Genomic DNA, 22,499 nt, shown 5'->3' on the forward strand with positions numbered 1-22,499 from the left:
GAGCCGACCTTGTCGGCGATTGGGGGTTACGGCAAGTCCCATCGCCGACAAGGTCGGCTCCCACCGGTTGCGGGAACGGTGGCTCACGAGGCTTTCCTCGTGCGGTTGTGGAATTCGAAGGCTCCTAGCGCGAGCGACGCGATCGCCAGTGGCCCCAGCCCGTAGATCACGCGATAGGCAAGCAAGGCCGCCAGGACCTGGGCACGCTGTTCCTGTGGAAAGGCCGCCAGCGTCAACGCTTCGAATGCCCCGATCCCACCCGGCGTATTGCTGATGATGCCGGCGATGATCGCGCCGACATAGATCGGTGCGAAATCGAGGAAGCTGCCCGCGATCTCGGCGGGAAGCAGCAAGTACATGGCGGCGATGGCGCCGATCATCTCGAGCACGCCGATGACGATCTGCGCCCCGGCCGACCGGGCCGACGGCACGGGCGTGCTGAATTTCCAGACCCGCAGTTCGTCGTGCTTGCCCGCCAGCCAGCGTAGCAACAGGACGAAGAGGCTCACGAGCGCCGCGCCCAGCCACCGGCCCCAGCCGTGCGCTATCGACGGTTCCAGCATCAGGGCGATGGCCGTCACGGCGGCGAAGCCCATGGCCACGGCGAAACCGACCAGGCCGACCACCCGTGCCACGTCGGCCGCACTCACTCCGCGTGTCGACAGGATGCGATAGCGCAGCGCGGTACCGGTGATGGCGTGGAAACCGAGCGCGTTGCAGATCGCATGCGTGGTGGCGCCGGCGAAGATCTTCATGCGCATCGACACCTTGCCCGGCACCACGGTTTCCACGGCGAAGACGTCGTAGGCGGTGAGGCAGGCCCAGCTGAGCAGGGCCGCGGCGATGGAGCCGGCGACATGCCAGCGGGGAATCCGGTCGACGGCATCGCGTACGTCGTGCCAGGCCATGCGCGCGATATACCGATGCAGCAGGAAAGCGGCGACACCGAGGATCGCCACCATCAGCACGTGCTTCGCCAGCCATATGGCGATCGTCCTCAGGGACCATTTCTTGTCGTTATGCGCCACCGCTCCACTCTTATCCCATCGGGCGTTCGCCCACGAACGGCGGGCATCATCCCACGACGAGGCTCCGGCGGGGCTAGACTTGCGCCCAGCGGTTTTTCCGGAGACATCATGCTTCGCTACGAAGGTTCGCTCTGGCTGTCCGACGGTGCCCGCCGCTGGGGCGGCGCCGATCGTGTCGAACTGCTCGCGCAGATCGGCGCCACCGGTTCCATCACCGCCGCCGCCAAGGCGGTGGGGATGAGCTACAAGGGCGCATGGGATGCCGTGGAAGCCATGAACAACCTGGCTGGCGAAACCCTTGTCCTGCGCGCCACCGGAGGCCGTGGCGGTGGTGGCGCCCGCCTCACGCCGCGCGCCGAACGCCTGATCGCCGCGTTCCGCGGCATCGATGCGGAGCACCGGCGTTTCGTTGAGCGTCTCGCGGCGCTCGGCGACGAAGCCATCGACGACATCCACCTGCTGAGGCGATTCACCATGCGGACCAGCGCGCGCAACCAACTGGCCGGCGTCGTTCGCGCCATCACCGCGGGCGCGGTCAACGACACGGTGCATATCGCCTTGCCGGGTGGCACGCCGCTCGCGGCCACGGTGACGAAGGAGAGCACGGCCACCCTGGCGCTGGCGCCAGGGCGCGCGGTGATCGCCTTGGTCAAGGCCAGTTGGGTCATGCTCGGCTTGCCGGACGAACGCCTGCGCCTATCGGCGTCGAACCAGTTGCCGGGCACGGTGCTGCGGACGACGCCGGGCGCGGTGAACGCCGAGGTATCCCTCGAACTCGATGGTGGGGGCACCGTCACGGCCATCGTCACCATGGAAAGCGCGAACGCGCTGGGGCTGGCCGAGGGCTCGGCCGTCCTCGCCATCTTCGATGCCTCATCGGTGATCGTCGGCGTGACCGACTGAAGGAACGGCTACACGATCCGGCCGTCGCGTACCTCGATCGTATGCCCGTCCAGCGCCTCGACATCCGCCGGGTCATGGGTGATCACCAGCAACGGCAGGTCGAGGCGCGCCTGCAATGCCATCAGTTCACCACGCATGCGTCCGCGCAGGGCGGGGTCGAGCGCGGCGAAAGGCTCGTCGAGCAAGACGAGGCGCGGCTCCACCGCCAGCGCACGCGCCAACGCCACCCGCTGGCGCTGGCCGCCGGAGATCCGCACCGGGTAGCTGTCGGCGACGGCGGCCAGTTCGAAGATGTCGAGCCAGTGGCGTACACGGTCGTCATGCACGCGGCGGCGGGGATTGAGCCAGCGACGCGCGAGCCCGAAGCCGATGTTCTGCGCCACCGTGAGGTGGGGAAACAGCGCGTAGTCCTGGAACACATACGCCACCCCGCGATCGCGCGGCGGCAGGTCCACGCCGGCCGCGGTATCCAGCAGCGTGCGGCCGTCGACGCGGACGTGTCCCGCGTCCGGCGTGAGCAAGCCGGCCATCGCGCGCAGCGTCAGGCTCTTGCCCGCACCCGAGGGACCGAAGATGACGATGCGCCGATGCGCCGATGTGAAGGCCACGTCCAGCTCGAAGCGCCGGTCGTCGGCACGCAGCGTCTTGCGGATGGCGATGTCGACCGTCATGGACGCATCCGCCGCAGATGGGGGGGCGCCAGCCAACCCGCCAGCAACAAGGCGACGACACAGGTCACCGAAGTGACCGCCACCATGATCCCCGCGGAACGATCGTCGCCTGCCTGCACGGCGGCGTAGATCGCCACCGACAAGGTCTGTGTCCGGCCGGGAAGGTTGCCCGCGATCATCAGCGTCGCGCCGAACTCGCCCAGCGCCCGGGCGAAGGCGAGCAAGGCGCCCGCGATGATGCCGCGCGCGGCGAGCGGCAGCGAGACGCGAAAGAACACGGCGGCCTCGCGCAGCCCCAGCACCCGCGCCGCGTCCTCGAGCTGCGGATCGACTGCCTCGAAAGCGGCGCGGGCCGCTTTCTGCACGAGCGGAAAGGCGACCAGGGTCGAGGCGATCACCGCGCCCTGCCAGGTGAAGACCAGTTGGATACCCAGGCGATCGAGCCACTCGCCGAACACGCCGCGGCGGCCCAGCAGCACGAGAAGGTAGTAGCCCAACACCGTCGGAGGCAGCACCAATGGCAAGGTCAGGATCGAATCGACCAGTTCGCGCGCATGCGAGCGCCAGCGCGACAGGCCGAAGGCGACGGCCACGCCCAGCACGAGGTTGATCGCCGTCGCCCACAGCGCGACCTTGAGCGAGAGCGCGAGCGGAATCCAGATAGCGCCCACGGGAACTCAGGGCGCCAGGAAACCGAAACGGGCGAGGATCGCCCGTCCGTCGGCCGACTGTACGAAGGCCTCGAACCGGCCCGCCTCACGAGCCTGCTTCGAACCGGCGACGACGGCGATCGGATAGGTGATCGGCAGGGGCGTGGGCACGACGGCGGCCACCGCCACCTTATCCCTCACGAGCGCTGCGTCGGTGGCGAACACGAAGCCGGCGTCCACCTCCCCGCGAGCGACGTAGTCCAGGCCTTGCCGCACGTTCTGCGCCAGCACGCCTTTCGCCGATACCACGTCCCAGAGCCCCTGCCGCTCCAACGCCGCCTTCGTATACCGGCCCACGGGCACGGACGCCGGATCGCCGAAGGCGACGCGCGTCACCTTCGGGTCCTTGAGGTCGACCGTCCGCGTCACGCGGACGCGGCCATCCTTCGGCACGACCAGGACGAGCCGGTTGCTGGCGAAGTCCCGCCGCGTGGCGGACTCGATGGCGCCCGCCGCCACGGCCTTGTCCATGGCGGCCTGGTCGGCCGAGGCGAACACGTCGGCCGGGGCGCCGCTGGAAATCTGGCGCAACAGCACATCCGACGCGGCGAAATTGAGGACCACGTGGGTTTCCGGATGCGCCGCCTCATAGGCCTTGCCGACCGCCTGGAAAGCATCGGTCAGGCTGGAAGCCGCCGAAACCACGAGATCGGCCGCGGCCGCTCCGGCCGGACCGGCAAGGAAGAACAGCGCGGCGACGAACGGCCGAAGGCGCATGGCGGATTCCGGGGGGTGGATCACCGCAATATAGAAACCTACATAGCGGTTGGTCAATGACATTCCACGCGCCGCGCCCGCGCAGGAATCGCCAAGCAAACCGGTGGCGATCGATGGCAGCTTGGGCGCCGTATCGAGGGTGGAAGGGGCCGCATGAAACACGCGCTGCGCATCATCGGGGGACTGCTGGTGCTCGGCACGCTGGCTGTGCTCCTGTTCTTCTGGCTGGACCGCACTGAAACGACCACGGACGCCTACGTGACGGGACGTATCCATCCCGTGGCGCCGCGCGTCACCGGCACCGTGCAGGTGCTGCGGGTGAACGACAACCAGCACGTGAAGGCCGGGGACGTATTGCTGGAGCTGGACACGCGCGATTTCGACGTGCGCGTGGAACAGGCGCGGGCGGAGATCGACCGGGCGAAGGGCCAGCTGGCCAGCGCGGAGGCGCAGATCGCCGAGGCCGACGCGGCCATCGTCGCCGCCGAGGCGAGCGCACGGAAGACCGCCCTGGATCTCCGGCGCACGGGCGAGCTGGTGAACGAGACGCCGCGTGGCGTGTCGCAACAGGAATACGACGCGGCGAAGGCCGCCGCCGACTCGGCCGTGGCCAACCGTGCCAGCGCCGGCGCGCGCAAGGTGGCCGCGCTCGCCGCCCGGGAATCGGCCAGGGCGCAGGTCGCCACCGGTGAAGCCTCGCTGCACGACGCCTTGCTGGCCTACGGCTACACCCGGGTGATCGCCCCGGTGAGTGGCTACGTGGGACGCCGCACCGTCGAGGTCGGTGCCCGGGTCAACGCGGGACAGACCCTGCTTTCCATCGTCTCCGACGAGGTGTGGGTCGTTGCCAACTACAAGGAGACCCAGCTGCACGGGATGCGCCGCGGTACCGAGGCGCGCATGACGGTCGACGCGATTCCCGGCGTGACCTTCGTCGGCCACCTGGACAGCCTCTCGCCGGCCTCCGGATCGCAGTTCGCCCTGCTCCCACCCGACAACGCCACCGGCAACTTCACCAAGGTGGTCCAGCGCGTGCCGGTGAAGATCCTCTTCTCCGCCGAAGACCTCGGCCGCTACCGCGAGCGGCTGGCACCCGGACTGTCGACCATCGTGAAGATCCGCGCCGAAGGAGAAAAGGCGCCATGACGGCGCGGCCGCTCGTGCTGGCCGTCCTCGCCCTCGGCCTGGCCGGCTGCGTGGTCGGCCCTGACTACCGGCGCCCGGACGTCTCCACACCCGCGGGCTGGCGCGATGCGCCCGCGCCCTCCGCGCAAGTCGCCGTATTGCCGGACGCGTGGTGGAACCTCTTCGGTGACGAGGAACTCGGCCGACATGTCGAAGCGGCCCTCGCCGCGAACCAGGACCTGGCCGTGGCCCTGGCCCGCTACGACCAGAGCCGCGCCCTGCTCGGCGTCGCGCGCGCCGACGAATTTCCCGATGTCGCCCTCGATCCCGCCTTCGCACGCGGGCGCACCTCGGCGAATGTGTCCAACCGGTTGCCCGAACTGGAAACCACGCTCTGGCGCGTGCCGGTCGACGTCGCCTATGAAGTGGACCTCTGGGGCCGCGTGCGGCGCAGCGTGGAGGCCGCCGGCGCGGACGTGGAAAGCAATGCCGATGCGGTGGCGGCGCTGCGCCTGAGCCTCGCGGCCACCACGGCGTCGACCTACCTGTCCCTGCGCAGCACCGATCGCGATACCGACGTGCTCGCGCGCACCGTGAGCCTGCGCGAAGACGCCCTGCGTCTGGCGGAACGCCGTGCGCACGCCGGTGTCGTCGGCGACCTCGACGTGCTCCGCGCGCGCGCCGACCTGACCCAGACCCGCGCGGATCTCGCCGATGCGCACCGCAGGCGGGACAACCTGGAACACGCGCTGGCGGTGCTCGAAGCACGCAACGCACCGGACTTCTCGGTCGACCATCGGTCGTGGACGCCGAACGTTCCCGAGGTGCCCTCCGGCTTGCCTTCCTCGTTGCTCGAACGGCGGCCTGACGTTGCCGGCAACGAACGATCTCTGGCGGCCGCGAGCGCGCGGATCGGCGTGGCGCGAGCCGCCTTTTTCCCGCAGGTGAAACTCACCGCCTCGGGCGGCGTCGCCAGCAATGGCCTGGGCGACCTCACCGCCGCCGACAGCCGCGCATGGTCCATCGGCCCATCCGTGCACCTGCCGATCTTCGAAGGTGGCCGCAACCGTTCTCGCCTGCAAGCCGCGGAAGCGGCCTATCGCGGCGCGCTCGCGAACTGGCGGCAAAGCGGCATCGTGGCCTTCCGGGAAGTGCAGGATGCGCTCGGCGATACGCGTTGGTTGCGCGAACGCGGCGCCGCGCTCGATGCCACGGTGGAGGCCGCCACCGCCACGGCGAAGGTGTCCCGTTCCCGCTACGACCGCGGCCTTGCCGGCTACTTCGAGGTGGTGGATTCCGAGCGCCAGGCGCTGGCCAGCCAGCGCGCCGCTATCCAGAACGACCAGCAGCGCCTGCTCGCCGCCGTATCGCTTATCAAGGCATTGGGCGGTGGCTGGCAGGAAGGCGACGGCGTGCCGAGGCAGCCCGTGGCGAGCGCGGCGGGCTCGCCGTGAACACGGTCGCCGGTACCACCGCGACCGCGGCTCCCGCACCTCCCGCGAACCTGCCCTGGCTGGGTATCGTGGCCGTGCTCGTCGGCGCGGTGGCGACGACGCTCACCTCGCGCCTCACGTCCATCGGCCTGGCCGATCTTCGCGGTGCGATCGGTGCGGGATTCGACGAGGGCGCCTGGATTCCCACGGCGTTCTCGGCGTCGCAGATGATGATCGGTCCGCTGGCGATCTTCCTCGGCCGCGCGTTCACGCCGCGGCGCGTGCTGCTGGCGGGTTGCGTCGTCTATGGCGTGGCCGAATTCCTGATTCCGTATTCGCCCGACCTGCGTACCCTCATCGTGCTGCAGATCTTCGCCGGCCTCGGCTCGGGCACCTTCATCCCGCTGACGGCGTCGTTCATCCTGCTCAGCCTGCCACGCAACCTCTGGCCCTGGGGCCTGGCTGCCTATGCGATGAACATCATCCTGGGCCTCAACGTCGCCTCGTCGCTGGAAGGCTGGTACGTCGAGCACGTGACCTGGGACTGGATCTTCTGGCAGAACACCGTGGTGGCCTTTCCCTTGTTCGTGCTGTACTGGTTCGGCCTGCGCCGCCTTCCGATCGATCGCGAGTACCTGCGCGGCGGTGATTTCCGCGGCATGCTCATCGGCGCTTCCGGCTTTACCCTCATCTTCATCGGACTCGACCAGGGCGACCGCCTGGACTGGTTCTCGTCTCCGCTGGTGGTCACGCTGCTCGCCCTCGGCGTCGTCATGCTGGGCTTGTTCCTGCTCCACGAATCGACGCTGGACACGCCGAGCGTGGACTTCGGCCTCCTGGTCCGCCGCAACGTGTTCATCCTTATCGTGCTGGTACTCGCCACCCGTTTCCTGGTGACCTCGAGCAACACGCTGGTAGCCAACTATCTTATCCAGGTACGTGGCCTGCGCCCCCTGGAGGTGGGCAACGCGCTGCTCTGGGTCGCCTTGCCGCAGCTGATCATCGCGCCCACGGTGGCCTGGCTGCTCAATCGCATCGATGCACGCTTCGCCATCGGCACCGGCTTCGCCATCGCCACCGCCGGATTCCTGCTCGCCACCGGCATCACGTCGCAATGGGCGGAGGGAAACTTCAGCGTGGCGTTGCTCTTGCAGGCGGTGGGCGAAACACTGGAACTCACCGCGGTGATCTATTTCTTCGGCCACCATGTCGGGCCGGCCGATGGCATCACCTTCGGCGCGATCATCCAGACGGCCCGGTTGTTCGGCGGCGAACTCGGCACCTCCGTGCTGATCATGTTCACCCGCAAGGCCGAACAATGGCACTCGAACCTCATCGGCCAGCACGTCATCGCCGGCGACCCGGTCACCACCGAGCGCATCGCGGCGTACGCGCGCGTGGTGGGCGCGGCGAGCCAGGGCGCGGGCGAGGCGGAGGCGCGGGGCGCCGGCCTGCTCGCCACCGCGGTGCGTGCCCAGGCCTATACGCTATCCATCCTCGACGGCTTCCTCCTCGCCTCCTGCGTGGGCGTGCTCGGGGTGGCGCTGGTATTGCTCCTGCGCGAACCGCCGGTACTCGCCACGCCAGCCGCGGTACCGCCCCTGCCGCCGCCCTGAGCCGACACGAGGGCCAGCGACACCGTGTCGCATCGCCTTCACGCGATCTCGTGAGAAGATCCCTGGACCCATGTCCAGGGTTGCAATACAGGGGCGCTCCGGTGCGTCGAGCTCGGACAAGAAGCGGTTGGTTGGCATGGATGGCGCTCGTCGCCGTCTGGCTCACCGTGCTTGCGCCGACGGCATCGCGGACGGCGGAAGTCTTCGTCTTTCCCGACCTGGGCGCGTGGTGCGAAAGCGCCCCCGGCGAGCACCACGGCAACGGGCACGAAACACGCGATGCCGGCGCGGCTTGCGGCTACTGCACCCTGTTCGCCCAGCAACCCGCGCTCGCCGGATCGTTCTTCATCGGCCATGTGCACGCATCGTCCGCTCCCGCCCAGGCCATGCCACCGGCGGTTCGCCACGGTCCGGCACCGCTCACCATCCATGCGTCACCTCGAGGTCCGCCGTCCGCCGCGCACGCCTGATCGCTCCCGATCCCGACGTACGCCAACGACCACGGACCCTGCTCCCATGCCCCTGCCCCACAACCATGGACGCGCGCTCGCGCGTGCCATCGCCTGCGCCATTGGCGCTTCCTCCCTTGCCGCCCACGCCACCGGCGACGACGATCCGCAACGCGCCACGACGCTACGCGAAGTACGTGTCTCCGCCGCGAGCCATGCCAGCGCCATCGATCCCGACATGCCCTCGGCCGTGGAGACCGTCAGCGCCGCGCAGCTCGACCGGCTCAACATCGTCAATACCGAAGACGCCTTGAAGTACCTGCCTTCCTTCGGCATCCGCAAACGTTTCATCGGCGACGAGAACGCCACCTTTTCGGTACGCGGCACCAGCAACCAGCAGAGCGCGCGCGGCCTGGTCTACCTGGACGGCCTGCTGCTTTCCAACCTGCTGGGCAACAACTGGGCGAACCCACCCCGCTGGTCCATGGCGTTCCCGGAAAACCTCGCGCGCGTCGAGGTGATCTACGGCGCGTATTCGGCGTTGTATCCGGGGAACGCCATCGGCGCGACCGTGCTCATGACCACGCGCATGCCCGAAAAACTGGAGGTCACCGGCCATGTGCAGGCGTTCACCCAGCATGTCGACAGCTATGGCGTGGACCGCGATTACGGCGGCAGCCGGCAGAGCGCCACGATCGGCGACCGCTCCGGACGCTTCGCCTTCCTGATCGGCGTGGCGCACCTGCAATCGAATGGACAGCCACTGGTCTATGCGACGCAGAATCGATCCACCCGGCGTGGCACGGCGAACCCCGTCACGGGTGCCGTCGCCGACACCGGCGCCAATGGCTTGCCGCGCGAAGTGCTGGGCATCAACAGCGAAGGACAGGAAGCCACCCGCCAGGACGAAGCGCACATCCGCCTGACCTACGATTTCACGCCCGAGCTTACCGGCGCGTTCACCGCCGGCTACTGGAAGCAGGACCTGTCACATCGCACGGAAACGTTCCTGCGCGACGGCAACGGCCGTCCCCTCTGGTCGGGCCCGGTCACGATCGACGGCCGCCAATACACGCTCCCCGGAAATTTCTTCGCGCCCAGCACGCGGCAAAGCCGAAACACGCTCTACGGCATTTCGCTGGGAACCCACCGGAGAAGCGGATGGAACATCGAGGCCGATGCCTCGCTGTTCGACATGGGCCGCAACCGCGACCGCGTGGCTTCCGGCGTGACCGACGATGGCGCGGGCCTGCTGACCGCGGGTGACGGCAGCCGCTGGCGCACGTTCGACCTGCGTGCAAGCCATACGCCCGATGCCCTTTCGCCGAACACGCATACCGTGAGCTTCGGCTACCACTTCGACGGCTACCGGCTCGACAACGCCAGCTACGCGCTCGCCCGATGGCGCACGGGTGGCGCGGGCGCGCTTACCGCCGCCAACGGCGGCAGCACGCAGACACAGGCGGTATACCTGCAGGATGCATGGCAGCTCGATGAGCGCTGGCGCCTGACGGTCGGCGCACGATACGAGCAATGGCGGGCCTTCGGCGGTTCACGCGCGACAGGCACCGCATCGATCGGCTATCCGGCGCGCGATGAATCGCATACCTCACCGAAGGCATCGCTGGCCTGGAGCGCGACCGACTCGATGGTGGTGCGGCTCTCCGGCGCACGCGCCTACCGCTTTCCCACGGTCAACGAATTGTTCCAGGGCAGCTTCAACGGCATTTCGCTGGTCAACAACGATCCGAACCTGAAGCCTGAAAACGACTTCTCGCGCGAGCTGTCGGTCGAATGGTACCGGGCGAACAGCCTCACCCGTTTCACCCTCTACCGCAGCGACACCCGGGACACCCTGTTCAGCCAGACCGATACCACCGTGTTTCCCAACGTCACCAGCGTGCAGAACGTGGATCGGGTGCGCACGCGCGGTGCCGAAGTCAGCTACGACGGCCGCGATGTCTTCTGGCAGGGATTCGACCTGCTCGCCAATGCGGCGTATACGCAGGCGACCACCGTGCGGAACACGCGCAATCCCGCCTCGGAAGGAAAGCAGTTCTACCGCATACCGCGCTGGCGGGCGAACGTGGTCGCCACGTGGCGCGCCACGGAGCGGCTATCGCTGGTCCTGGCCGGGCGTTATTCGGGACGCCAGTACAACACGCTCGACCATAGCGACGTGAACCCGGACACGTTCGGCGGGGCCAGCGACTTCCTCGTCTTCGATGCGAAGGTGGACTGGAAGGTAAGCTCCCATGTCTCGCTCGGCATCGGTGTCGACAATCTCGCCGATCGGCGTTACTACGTGTACTACCCCTACCCGTCACGAACCTGGCTGATGGAAGCGACCTTCCACCTCTGACCGATGCGCGGCGGCGTTAGGGCGCCGCCGCGCATCGGTCAGGCCGCCACCTGCACAGCGCGCTCCCACGCGGCCGCAGGCATGTGCTCGTCGAGCATGAAGGACGCTGGGCCGCCACGCCAGAGACGGTCGAAGAACGCTCCCACGCCGGCGTTCCCCGTCGCCAGGTCGCAACTGAGGCGTAGCAGTTCCACGCCGGGTACGGCGAGGCCACAGGGACGGCGCACCAGGAACGGCTCGATGCCTCGCGCGACGCCATGCGCCGCCTCCTTGTAGATCGACGCGCGCTCGGGTAGCAGGACCGCGAGGTCCAGCAGCGTTTCGCCTATGCCGGCCAGGCCGTCATAGGCACCCGGCGATACGGCGTACCTGCGCAACAGGTCGCCTTCCGCATCGAGCACGATATCCCGGTAGCGGATGTCGCCCGTATACGCGAAAAAGCGTGCGACGACGGCGAGAATGCCGGCCGTGCCGTTACGCAGATAGGGAAACAGTGTCGCCCCGCCCACGTCCTTCGGCCAGCTCGCGGCACCATCGGGATTGATGCCACGTTGGGCGAGGTCGAAGGCGAGTCCGTCGCGCGCACCGCGAAGAAAGCGTTCGTCACCGGTGGCCACGTGCAGGTGGAGCAGGAACAGCGCGATGCCGGAGGCACCATGCGCAAGGCCCACGGGTTGTACGGCCCCGCGTGGCCAGTGCAGCATGCCATTGTCGATGCGCGAGTCGCGCAAGAGCATGTCGCCAGCGACACACGCATCGGCGAGAAAGCCGGCCTCGGCCGTCTCGTGCCATGCCTTGATACGTGCAAGGCCCCATCCCGCCATTCCATCGTACAGGCCGTGGCGCTCGCGGATGCCTTCGCCCGCCGGCCGCCCTCGCAGCAACGACGCCGCCGCCGCATTCGCACCCGCATCGAACAATACCCAGGCGATGCCGGCATCACCGTACATGAGGCTGTCACCCCGGTGATCCGGTCGTTGGCAGCCCTCCAGCACATAGGCGAGAAGTCCCGGAGGTGGCGTCCTGCCGCCGCGCAGATAGGCGTGAAGCACGCCCGCGGCGCCATGGGCCACGCCCCAGGGATGCGTCTCGAATACCTCGGGGCCGGCGGGCACGTAGCGATCGGCGCGCGCGCCACGAGCTCGCTCATCGACATAGTCGAACAGCGCATCGGCGGAATCCGTGACCGCTTCCGTGGGGGCTGCGAGGTACGGCACGGGCGCGGTGTCCCGCGGCAGGTCGGCGAGCGATGCGCGCAGGGATGCCATGGCCGCGACCGGTGGAGGCCTCCGGCTGGTGTCGGCGGCAAGCAACCGCTCCAGAATCTGGACGAAAGCCTCCGGATAACCCATGTCCGTCGACATGAGCCGCGCGAAGCGTAGCGCGGCGCCCCGGTCGAGCGGCAGCATGGCATTCATGGGCATGATCGCCGCGGCGAGGTTCGCACCGAAGGCATAGACATCCTCCGCGCGGGCGTCGACGGGCGCCTCGCGCCGGGACAGCGGCGACGCGAATCCTGGCGTACGTACGTCCACCGGATGATCGAGGCCTTCCTCGACCGCCGATTCCAGGTCGATCAGGCGGGTGCCTCCATCGGCGGTGACGATGCAGTTGTGGAACGACAGGTCGCCCATCGAAATGCCAGCCGCGTGCAGGCGTTCGAGGTTGCGGGCGATGCTGGTGAATACCTCCACCACCTCGTCGAGAAATCCGGCGACGTCGGCGCGGGTCGCTCGCGTCTTCAGCCAGGGATACCGGCGCGCCAGCCAGCTGCGCAACGTGTCGCCCTCGACGTATTCTTCGACCAGGTAGCTGTGCTCCCAATCCTGGAAGTAGGCGACGGGTGCCGGTGCGATGCGCAGGGATGCGAGCCGACGCAACAGCCGGTACTCCTTCCGCAACATCGACGTCGCGGCATCGCCACCCCCGATGAAGGGACGCGCTTCCTTCACGATCACGGCACGGCCTTCGTCGAGGTCGTCGGCCAGGTAGATGCCACCGGCGGCGGAGAACGACAACGAGCGCTTGATACGGTAACGGCCTGCACCCAGGAGCGGCGCGCCCGTCGACCCGCCCGCCTCCTCGCGCGGGAACGGATCGCGCAACCAGTCCGGAAGGTGGAAGTGCGGCTTGCGCTCATCCGGTTCCATCCGGCCGTCCGGCCGGCGCAGCAACCACTCAGGGCGGCTGTCCGCCGCGAGGCGATGCTCGCCGGCGATTCCGCCAAAGCGGTAGTAAAGGACACGCGAATCGCGATACCGCCGGTCACTCAGGACATAGGGCCCGGCGTATCCCGAAAGCGCGGCATGGAGATCGTCGATGATGCCGCGAAAGTCGGCGACATCACGCGGATAGACGGTGATGAACTTGCCCGATCCACCGCGCGGCCAGCGTTTCCCGTTCACCGCGGATAGTATCCGGGCATCGGCGGCGAACTTGAACGCGATACCGGCGGCGGCCAGCATCGCCGCCGCGATCGAAAGGACGATGCGAGCCGTCGAGGCAACGGACGAGACGTGGATCTTCCAGCCTTGTGCCGGCAACACGAGACCCGGCGGTGCGCAATGCATCCAGATGCCGGCGCGCGACATCCGCCATTGTTCGGGAACGACCTTGCGAACCGGCTCGACGAAGTCGGCCGGATCGATGATATGCCGTCCATAGGGCTCGAAGAACTCACGGTCGATCGCCGTGTAGTGCAGCAGTTCCGTCCGTCGCTCCATGCCTCGGTGCTTCCTGTGAAGGGTTGCCGTCGTGGACCGGTCAGTCCTCGAATCCGTCCGAATTGGCGATCAAGCAGGCCCGATGACTGCAACTGCTGTAGTTGGTATTCGTCACGTCCGCCGAGTCCGTCTCCACCATCAATCGCTGAAGATCCAGTATCCGATCCATGCCTTCCCTCCCGTGGATGATCCGTTCGCCTCCCGCGATGCGCGGAGGCAGGGCGAATCTAGATATCGCAGCCAAGGCCTGGCAACAGTGGAAACACCTTCGCGCGGTGGTTTCGATCCGTGCGGCGCATGTTTCTCGGGCCGCCTATCGAAAGCGGGCGCCACCATGTCCGGAAATGGACGACGCTGTCCGTTTACGGACATGGCGATCCTCAGCCCCCAAGGGGAAGGCGAACCGTGGCGACGGCCCCCGGTGCATCGACCCTGGGTGAAAGTTCCACCGTGCCGCCATGCGCTTCGACGATCATCCGGGTGAGGCTGAGCCCGATGCCGGATCCCTCGGGCTTGGTGGTGAAGTAGGGGACGAACAGCGCGTCGCTGGAAGGTAGCCCGATACCTCCGTCCTCTACGACGACCCGGACGTACCGGCCCTCCACGCGCCAGTCCACCCGTACGGCGCCGGACACGGGAAGTGCCGCCTCGACGGCATTGCGCAGCAGGTTGATGAACGCCTGCGTCAACTGGTCTTCGTCCCCGTACAGGTTCAATGCCTCCGTGCCATCGATGGCGACGGGCAAGCGCCGATCGAGCATGGCCAGCCTGGCAAGCACACGGTCGAGACGGAACGCGCGGAGTTGCAGCGGTGGCAGTCGCGCCAGCTTGCCGTATCCGGAAAGGAACCGTGCCAGCGAGACGGCACGCCGTTCGATGACTTCCAGCCCGATTTGCAACTCCTCGCGCGTCTCGTCGACACCGCGTGCCGCGAGCAGGGTCGAGAGACTGCCCGCGAGCGAACCGATCGGCGTGAGCGAGTTGTTCAACTCGTGGCTCAGCACACGGATCAGGCGCTGCCACGCCCGCCTTTCCTCTTCTCCCAGTGCGACACTGAGATCGCGCAGCATGAACAGCCTGTGCTCCCGTCCGTCGCTGTGCCACGCGGCGCGTCGTATCGACCAACGGCCACGCCCTCCGGGAAAGTGCCAGTTGAAAACGGCGTTGTCGGGCGCGGCCAGGGCTTCGGCGAGCCCGAGCGACTTCAGGTCCTGGCCTATGACCGCACTTCTCTCGGCGCCGATCAGCTTGCGGCCGGAAGGATTGATGAGCCGCAAAGTGTCTTCGTCGTCGACGACGAAGACCGGGTCTCCCAATGCGACGAGCGTCTTGCCGAGGAAGCGCGAGGTCTCGGTTCGTTTCCGCCGGCCTTCGCGTAGCTCGTCGGAGAGGAGGTTCACATCGGCGACCAGGTCTTGCAGGGGATCGTATCCTGGACGTATCCGTCCACGCATGCCGAAATCGCCCTCGCGCAGCGCGCCGAGGAGATCGGATATCGCAGCCAACGTCCCCAACGCACGATGCCCGGCAAGCCAGCCCAGGACGAGCGTGGTCGCCAGTCCGGCGAAGAACGTACACACGCGGGCGGCCAGCGGCCACCCATCGCAAACCGCAAGGACGCCACCCGACGCCGCCACCGGCAGAAGTACGACGCACGCCCACGTCATGACCCCGAGACGCATCTTGTCGGGATGCCGGGTGTAGGCCATCCTCGCTAGTACCGGAGGACACGACGGTGGGTGCGGTTCATCCGGCCAACTCCGCACCTTTCGTCCGCTGCTTGCCGAGTCGGCGATAGAGTGCCTGACGCGAGATGCCAAGCGCGTCGGCCGCGCGTTGCAGGTTATGCTCGTTGCGCTCGAGCGCGTTGCGGACCATGAGCTCCTCGGCCTCGGGCAAGGTGAGGCCGTCGAGCGCCAGCGGCGTGTCGCTCGGACGGCGGAGCGCGAGCCCTTCCGCATCGATGGTGTCGTGATTGGCGAGAAGGGCGGCGCGCTCGACCGCGTGCTCGAGTTCACGCACGTTGCCTGGCCAGTCGTAGCTCCGCAATACGCGTTCGGCGGAAGGTGAAAATGTCATGGCGCCGCGCCCGCGGCGCTGGCAGTCGCGCAACATGAAGTGACGCGCGAGCGGCACGATATCTTCATGGCGTTCGCGCAAGGCGGGCAGACGCACCTGCATGGCGTTGAGCCGATAGAGCAGGTCCCGGCGGAAGCGATCGTTGCGGATGGCGGCTTCGAGATCGGCGTTGGTCGTGGATATGATGCGCACATCGACGCGCCGCGTACGCATGGTACCGCCGCGCTCCAGTTCGCCCTCCTCGAGCACGCGCAGCAGCTTCGCCTGTTGCAGGGGATGGATGTTGGTGATTTCCTCCATGATCAGGCTTCCGCCGTGGGCCAGCTCGAAGCGGCCGGACCGTGGCACCGGCTTGTCCTCGCCGAACATCTCGTCGGCGAAGCGCGCATCGGGAAGGCTGCCCATGTCGACGCGGATCGCCGGTTGTTCCGCTCGCTTCGACAGCGCATGGATTTCCCGGGCAAACAACGATTTCCCCGTGCCGTTTTCCCCCAGGATGAGCACGTTGGCGTCGCCGACGGCGATCCGCTCGATCAGGTCGACCACGCGCCGCATGGCGGACGATTCACAGACACGCAGCATGTCCCGGGATTGGCGGGCGAGGGCGGTTTCCGTGCGCAGCCGCCGGTTCTCTTCGCGGATCTCGCGCAAGGCGATCTGGCCGCGCAAGGCGTGGATCAACCTCGCGTTGTTCCATGGTTTTTCGATGAAGTCCGCGGCACCTAGGCGCATGGCCTGTACCGCCACGTCGATGCTTCCCCAGGCCGTCATGACCACCAACGGCAGTTCCGGTACTTCCTCCCGGATACGCACCACGAGTTCGATGCCCTCGCGTCCGGACGTGGTATCGGCCGAATAGTTGAGGTCGACGATCGCACAAGCGAATTCGCGTCGCGACACGGCATCCAGCGCCGCGGCCGGGGAATCGACCTCTACGGACGGAATGCCCTCGGAACGCAGGAGCACACGTATCGCCAGGCGAATGTCTGGATGGTCGTCGACGACGAGCACCGGCACCTGGACTGTTTGATCTAGGTACATTATTTGTCCCTTTCAGTCGCTGCGCAGGACACGCCAGGGTTCCACCGCGGCCGCCCGCCATGCGGGCAACAGCACGGCGAAGATCGTGGCCATGGTCATCATTGGCACCACGGTGGCGAATACCCATGGGTCGCTCATGCGCAGGGCGGAGTCGGTCGTGAACAACCATCGATAGGCGGCGAGCGCGGCGAGCAATCCCGCGGCGATGCCGGGTAGCGCCCATGCCAAGGCCCGCCGCAACACGTGCGCCATGAGCTTCGCGGGTGTGGCACCCAAGGCGCCGCGCAAGGCGAACATGCGGCGGCGCGATATCACCTCGACAGCCTGCACCGAGTAGTGGCCTATGCAGGCGAGCGCCAGGGCGAACCCGGCGAAGCTGGAGAGAAGCACGGCATCGCGGCGCGGTTCCGCGTATGCCGCCTGCGCCACCTGGTCGAGCGCTCGCGCATTGTCGGGTGCGAGGGACGGCGCCATGTCCTCGACGATGCGTGCGAAGGCTTCCGCGGTCGCGGGGCCCACGCCAGGGCCTCGCAGCACGGCATGCATCGATGTCCACTGGCGAACGATGGCGAACGACACGGCATCGATTTGCGCGAGCGGAACGAATACGGCCGGTTCGACCAATGCCGAAACGCCCGCGAGTGGCGTATCGGCGACGACGCCGACGATACGCGCGGCAGGCCGACCAAACGCCGGGCGAACCGTCCCGTCCACGCCCCTTCCATCGACCTGCTCGAGGTAGGCCTGGTTCACCACCACGACGCGCTCCGAATCGTCCCGGTCGCCGTCCTCCAGCCATCGTCCACGGGTCTTTTCCAGGCCGAGCGCCTCAAGCGCACCCGGTGTCACCACCACGTACTGCAGCCGCACCACGGCCCCTCCAGGACGAAGGAAGGGCATCACGAAGCCGTCGCCGACGGGAAGCTGGGTGGACCATCCCATGGTTTCGACGCCAGGCAATCGCAAGGCCCTGGTACGCAAGCCTTCGGCGAGCCGTTCGGTGGCGTCCCGCCCCGGATACCATGCCGGCGGCACGCGGACTTCCATCACCAGGGCGTTTGCGTGGTCGAAACCCAGTGGAAGCTGGTCGAGGCGCCACCAGCGCAATGCCGCCGCGGTCGAGGCGCACAGCAGCACGGTCGCCAGCGCGGTCTGCGCCAGGGCCATCGCCGAATACAGCCGGCGCGGCGCGAAAGCAGGCGCCGGATAACCGGGCGCGGCAAGATGCTGGTGGGCCACCGCACCGCATGTAGCCAACAGGGCGGCGAGCAGGACGCTGACAAGTACCGCCACCAGCACGTCGCTTCCGGGTGTCAACGGTCCGGCCGAGGCCAGCCAGCTATCCGGCACGAGAGGACGCACCGACATCACCAGGAGTGCCCCCACAGGCATGCCTATCGCCACCGCGAGCAAGGCGGTGATCACCGCCGCCGACAGTGCCGGAATCCAGGGGCGCCATCCCGTGGCTCCCAGTGCGAACAGCAAGGAGGTTTCCTGCCTGCGGTCCAGTGCGCGGGACAGCATGAGGTTGGAAACATTCATGGCGGCCACGATGAGCACGAGCAGTGCGCTTCCCACGCATAGCCAGACGGTCGTCCTGGCTCCCGGAGCCGTCAGTGCATCCAGGGATGTCGCGCCATACCATTGGCTGTCCGCCGGCTCCAGGTGCAACCTGGCGGCGTTACGTCCGACCGTGTCCGTGACGCTGTCGGAAAACGCCGCGATGCTTCCAGGCGCGAGGAGGGCCACCGCCGTCATGTTCTCCGTGCGATCGGCGTCCACGGGCATGACCAGGGGCAGGATCAGGTCGACGTCGGTGAAGAACCGATAGTCCGCCGGCAGGACACCGCTTATGCGCATCGGTTGGCCATCGACCAGCAGTACCCGCCCGACCGCCGCCGGGTCGGCCCCGAACCAACGGCGCCACAGGGAATTCGACACCATCACCTCCGCGCCTCCCGAGCGGGACGGCACGCGTTCGCCGAATGCGGGGACGACACCGAGCGTCGGCAGGAACCCCGCATCGACGCGTTGCGTCCGAAGCAGGCCTCGATGACGTCCATAAACGACGTTCATCGCCTCGGGCATGCGGGCGGCGCCCCGTGAAAGCACGGGCGCCGGGCTTCCCACCATGCCGTAGAGACTCGGTGAGGCCGCGCGCATGGGATCGTCGGCCGTCCGTCCGCCGTAGACGGCGACACGGGCATGATTGGGCCAGGGTGGCGGACGGAGCAATACGGCTTCCATCAACGTAAACGCGCCAGCCAGGGCGGCCGCCCCGATGGCGAGCGTCATCGACGCCAGCAAAAGGGAACCCGGCTGGCGCGGCGACGCCCGCCAGAAACGCACGATGTCCGCGATCCGGTTCATGGGAACGATGCACTGTGCTGCCGTCGTTCCCCGAGACCCGAATCCGCCTCGCTCTGCAACTGCCGGAACGTGCTCTCGTCGACGACCCTGCCATCGAGGAGGCGAACGGTGCGATCGGCCATCGCGTTGAAACGGTCGTCATGCGTGACCATGCATATGGTCCGGCCGTCCATATGCAGGCTGTTCAACAAGCCCATCACGATTTCGCCGTTGTGCAGGTCGAGGTTGCCGGTCGGTTCGTCCGCGAGCAGGATCGAAGGGTCGCCCGCCAACGCCCGTGCCACCGCCACCCGTTGCTGCTGACCTCCCGATAGCTGGGCCGGTTAGTGACGCATGCGATGCGCCATGCCTACGCTGCCCAATGCGTCGACGACCCGCCGCGCACGATCGCGTGCCAGCATGTCCTTCCGGAAGCTCAGGGGCAGCGCGACGTTGTCCGCCACGTTCAGGTCGTCGATCAGGTTGAACGCCTGGAAGACGAAACCGATATGCAGGTTGCGCAGGCGTGCCCTCTCTGCACGCCCCATGGCGTGGACCGATTCACCGCGGAAACGCAGCTCGCCATGACTGGGTACGTCAAGGAGGCCCATCAGCGACAGCAGGGTTGTCTTTCCACATCCCGACGGCCCGGCGATCGAGACGAATTCCCCCTGTCGTACCGTCAGGTGGATGTCGGTCAGCACCTGGCATTCCACCGATCCAGCCTGGAATACCTTGCCGATGCCATGCATCTCGATGATCGCTGGCCGCTTGGGCGCTTGCATCGCGGAACTCCGGTGCGGCGGTTCACCCAGCCTAACTGCACTCCATGGCGTTGTCCCGGGCGCTAGACCTTCCTGTGTCAAGAGAACGCCAACGCTGCCGGAAAGACGTAGCGATAACGCTCGCCCACGTCATGGACGGAGCGGGCACGTTGCCTCCACGATCGGCCCGACGACAGCTTTCACATATGTAAAGGCTTTGTGCCCCAACGGCGTAATCGTTTACATGTAACATCATTTACGTGCCCACTTCGTCGCCCGATGCCAGTATCCTTGCCCGCCTGCCGTGCCTCCGTTCGCCGTCGCTCCGTCCCCAAGGCCTTGCCCATGAACCGTAACCCCCGCATCGAAGACCTGATCGCCCGCATGACCCTGGAAGAGAAGGTCGGCCAGCTGGGCGTGTTCGCCGATGCCGTGCGCCCCTTCGCACCCGATATCAACCCGGAGACCAATGCCCGTGGCGCCGCGGAGGTGCTTGAGCAGGTCCGTGCCGGAAGGGTCGGCGCGTTGTTCAACGGGGTGGGCGCCACGGAAGGCCGCGAGGCGCAACGTGTCGCCGTGGAGGAGAGCCGCCTCGGGATTCCGCTGCTGTTCGGAGCGGATGTGATCCACGGCATGCGCACCGTCTTCCCGATTCCACTCAGTGAGGCGGCCAGTTTCGAACCGGGCCTCGCCGAGCGCACGGCGCGTGCCACCGCCGTGGAAGCCACCGCGGCGGGCGTCCACTGGACGTTCGCACCGGCGGTGGACATCGCGCGCGACCAGCGATGGGGCCGCGTGGCCGAAGGTGCCGGTGAAGACGTGGTGCTGGGCGCCGCGTTCGCCGTGGCGCGTGTACGTGGCTTCCAGGGCCCGGACCTGACGGCCGACGATGCCCTCCTTGCCACGCCGAAGCATTTCGCCGCCTATGGCGCCGTCGCCGGCGGCATGGAATACAACGCCGTCGACATCGCGCCACAGACGCTCCGCGATGTGCACCTGCCGCCCTTCAAGGCGGCCATGGACGCAGGTGCGCTCACCTTCATGAGCGCGTTCAACGACATCAACGGCGTGCCGGCATCGGCCAACCGCGAACTGATGACGGATATCCTGCGTGGCGAATGGGGCTTTGAAGGCCTCGTCGTCTCCGACTACACCGCCGATATGGAATTGATCGCCCACGGCTTCGCCGACGACGAACGCGATGCGGCGCGCCTGGCGTTCCTTGCCGGCGTGGACATGAGCATGCAGAGCGGCTTCTATGCGGCGCACCTGGCCGATCTCGTCGAGAAGGGCGACGTGCCGATGGAAGTGCTCGACGAAGGCGTGCGCCGTGTGCTCTCGGTGAAGCATGCCATCGGCCTGCTCGACAACCCGTACCGTTCGCTCGATCCCGCCGTCGAGGCGGATACCTCACGCAATGCCGCTCATGCGGCGCTCGCGCGCGATGCATCGCGTCGTTCCATCGTGTTGCTCAAGAACGACGGCGTGCTGCCACTGCGCAAGACCGGACAGAAAATCGCGCTGATCGGCCCGTTCGCGACCGACGTCGACAACCTCGAAGGGTGCTGGACGTTGTTCGGCGACAAGCGGCGCCACGTCAACATCGAGACCGGACTGCGCGCCGCCCTGGAGGACGAGAGCCTGCTCGACGTCGTCGTCGGCTGCGGCATCGAAGACCCCATCGAGGGTGGCATCGAGGCCGCCGTGGCCGCCGCGAAACAGGCGGACGTGGTGCTGCTTGCCATTGGTGAACCGCAGAATTATTCCGGCGAAGCGCAGTCGCGCACGCAGATCGTGGTCCCTCCGGCACAACAGGCGCTGGCCGAAGCCGTGGCGGCGACGGGCACACCGGTCGTGGTTCTCCTGAAGAATGGCCGGGCGCTGGCACTCACCGGTGCCGTGCGCGAGGCCAACGCGATCCTCGTCACCTGGTTCCTCGGCAGCCAGACCGGCCCCGCGATCGCCGATGTGGTCTTCGGCGATTACAACCCCTCGGGGCGCCTGCCCGTGAGCTTCCCTCAGGATGCCGGGCAGCAGCCCTATTTCTATAACCACCTTCGCACCGGGCGCCCGGAGTTGAACGACCAGCCACCGGCCTTCAAGTCGCGCTATCGCGAAGTCACGTTCGACGCGTTGTACCCCTTCGGCCATGGGCTCAGCTACACGAGCTTCGAGTACGGCGTTCCCCAGGTGAAGTCCACGGTGGGTTGGGATGAAACCATCGTCGTATCGGCCACCGTGACCAACACGGGAAAGGTCGCCGGTGAAGAGGTGGTGCAGCTGTATATCCACGATCGCGTGGCCAGCCGTGTCCGCCCTGTGCGCGAGTTGAAAGCCTTCCGCAAGATCGCGCTCGTCCCCGGCGCATCGGAGGAAGTGTCTTTCGAATTGACTCGCAAGGATCTTGCGTTTACCCATCGCGACGGCACCACGTTCGAAGCGGAGCCGGGCGACTTCCAGGTATGGGTCGCGGGTTCGTCGGCGGCGGGCATACCTGCGACGTTCGTACTACGGGACAGCTGACGACAT

General features: G+C 67.3%; 16 protein-coding genes and 1 pseudogene. 7 read left to right on the forward strand and 10 right to left on the reverse strand.

Going from position 1 to position 22,499, the window contains the following annotated elements; genetic code table 11:
• Positions 1-83: 83 nt before the first annotated feature.
• Positions 84-1,028, reverse strand: coding sequence for a lysylphosphatidylglycerol synthase transmembrane domain-containing protein (locus ACR9Y6_RS14630; protein WP_481281936.1), 945 nt, complete (start codon positions 1,026-1,028; stop codon positions 84-86).
• 108 nt (positions 1,029-1,136) lie between these two features.
• On the opposite strand from ACR9Y6_RS14630, the gene ACR9Y6_RS14635 reads away from it, so the two are divergent.
• Complete coding sequence (locus tag ACR9Y6_RS14635; protein ID WP_481281937.1) at positions 1,137-1,931, forward strand: TOBE domain-containing protein; 795 nt, start codon at positions 1,137-1,139, stop codon at positions 1,929-1,931.
• An 8-nt stretch (positions 1,932-1,939) separates the two neighbouring features.
• Here the strand turns inward: ACR9Y6_RS14635 and ACR9Y6_RS14640 are convergent, their stop codons facing one another.
• From ACR9Y6_RS14640 to modA, 3 genes are read right to left on the reverse strand one after another with little or no spacing between them, the layout of a single operon-like run.
• Positions 1,940-2,602, reverse strand: a complete 663-nt coding sequence (locus ACR9Y6_RS14640) for an ATP-binding cassette domain-containing protein (protein WP_481281938.1) — start codon at positions 2,600-2,602, stop codon at positions 1,940-1,942.
• A complete protein-coding gene (gene modB / locus ACR9Y6_RS14645; RefSeq protein ID WP_481281939.1) occupies positions 2,599-3,273 on the reverse strand; it encodes a molybdate ABC transporter permease subunit in 675 nt (224 codons plus the stop codon). Before modB ends, ACR9Y6_RS14640 begins: the two co-directional genes overlap by 4 nt.
• 6 nt (positions 3,274-3,279) lie before the next feature.
• Positions 3,280-4,029 carry a molybdate ABC transporter substrate-binding protein gene (modA, locus tag ACR9Y6_RS14650; RefSeq protein ID WP_481281940.1) on the reverse strand — a complete coding sequence of 250 codons (750 nt, stop codon included), beginning with the start codon at positions 4,027-4,029 and terminating at the stop codon, positions 3,280-3,282.
• A 153-nt stretch (positions 4,030-4,182) separates the two neighbouring features.
• Here modA and ACR9Y6_RS14655 point away from each other — a divergent pair, with 153 nt between their 5' ends.
• From ACR9Y6_RS14655 to ACR9Y6_RS14675, 5 genes are all read left to right on the forward strand, one after another.
• Positions 4,183-5,175 carry an HlyD family secretion protein gene (locus ACR9Y6_RS14655; protein ID WP_481281941.1) on the forward strand — a complete coding sequence of 331 codons (993 nt, stop codon included), beginning with the start codon at positions 4,183-4,185 and terminating at the stop codon, positions 5,173-5,175.
• Positions 5,172-6,608: an efflux transporter outer membrane subunit gene (locus ACR9Y6_RS14660; RefSeq protein ID WP_481281942.1), complete on the forward strand. Its 1,437-nt coding sequence runs from the start codon at positions 5,172-5,174 to the stop codon at positions 6,606-6,608. Before ACR9Y6_RS14655 ends, ACR9Y6_RS14660 begins: the two co-directional genes overlap by 4 nt.
• Positions 6,605-8,203 carry an MFS transporter gene (locus ACR9Y6_RS14665; RefSeq protein WP_481281943.1) on the forward strand — a complete coding sequence of 533 codons (1,599 nt, stop codon included), beginning with the start codon at positions 6,605-6,607 and terminating at the stop codon, positions 8,201-8,203. The genes ACR9Y6_RS14660 and ACR9Y6_RS14665 overlap by 4 nt, the downstream gene beginning before the upstream one ends.
• A gap of 140 nt (positions 8,204-8,343) precedes the next feature.
• Positions 8,344-8,673 (forward strand): DUF2946 family protein, encoded by a 330-nt coding sequence (locus tag ACR9Y6_RS14670; protein WP_481281944.1) that lies wholly within the window; start codon positions 8,344-8,346, stop codon positions 8,671-8,673.
• 46 nt (positions 8,674-8,719) lie between these two features.
• Positions 8,720-11,014 (forward strand): TonB-dependent receptor, encoded by a 2,295-nt coding sequence (locus tag ACR9Y6_RS14675; protein WP_481281945.1) that lies wholly within the window; start codon positions 8,720-8,722, stop codon positions 11,012-11,014.
• Positions 11,015-11,052: 38 nt separating this feature from the next.
• Here ACR9Y6_RS14675 and lanKC read toward each other — a convergent pair whose 3' ends face one another.
• The 6 genes and pseudogenes from lanKC to ACR9Y6_RS14705 all read right to left on the reverse strand — a co-directional run bounded on the left by lanKC (position 11,053) and on the right by ACR9Y6_RS14705 (position 19,991).
• The gene (gene lanKC / locus ACR9Y6_RS14680) at positions 11,053-13,737 is read right to left on the reverse strand and encodes a class III lanthionine synthetase LanKC (protein ID WP_481281946.1); all 2,685 of its coding nucleotides are present in this window, start codon (positions 13,735-13,737) and stop codon (positions 11,053-11,055) included.
• Between the two features lie 40 nt (positions 13,738-13,777).
• On the reverse strand, positions 13,778-13,906 hold the full coding sequence (locus ACR9Y6_RS14685; RefSeq protein WP_481281947.1) for a hypothetical protein: 129 nt from the start codon (positions 13,904-13,906) through the stop codon (positions 13,778-13,780).
• 211 nt (positions 13,907-14,117) lie between these two features.
• Entirely contained in the window at positions 14,118-15,446 is a 1,329-nt protein-coding gene (locus tag ACR9Y6_RS14690) for a sensor histidine kinase (protein WP_481281948.1), read from the reverse strand.
• A gap of 37 nt (positions 15,447-15,483) precedes the next feature.
• Positions 15,484-16,857, reverse strand: a complete 1,374-nt coding sequence (locus ACR9Y6_RS14695; RefSeq protein ID WP_481281949.1) for a sigma-54-dependent transcriptional regulator — start codon at positions 16,855-16,857, stop codon at positions 15,484-15,486.
• 12 nt (positions 16,858-16,869) lie between these two features.
• Complete coding sequence (locus ACR9Y6_RS14700) at positions 16,870-19,227, reverse strand: ABC transporter permease (RefSeq protein WP_481281950.1); 2,358 nt, start codon at positions 19,225-19,227, stop codon at positions 16,870-16,872.
• Positions 19,224-19,991, reverse strand: a pseudogene (locus tag ACR9Y6_RS14705) (ABC transporter ATP-binding protein). The gene ACR9Y6_RS14700 and the pseudogene ACR9Y6_RS14705 overlap by 4 nt, the downstream one beginning before the upstream one ends.
• Before the next feature lie 324 nt (positions 19,992-20,315).
• On the opposite strand from ACR9Y6_RS14705, the gene ACR9Y6_RS14710 reads away from it, so the two are divergent.
• Positions 20,316-22,493 carry a glycoside hydrolase family 3 N-terminal domain-containing protein gene (locus tag ACR9Y6_RS14710; protein ID WP_481281951.1) on the forward strand — a complete coding sequence of 726 codons (2,178 nt, stop codon included), beginning with the start codon at positions 20,316-20,318 and terminating at the stop codon, positions 22,491-22,493.
• Positions 22,494-22,499: the final 6 nt, after the last annotated feature.

This window comes from Luteibacter sp. TLI7-4A (assembly GCF_056754745.1).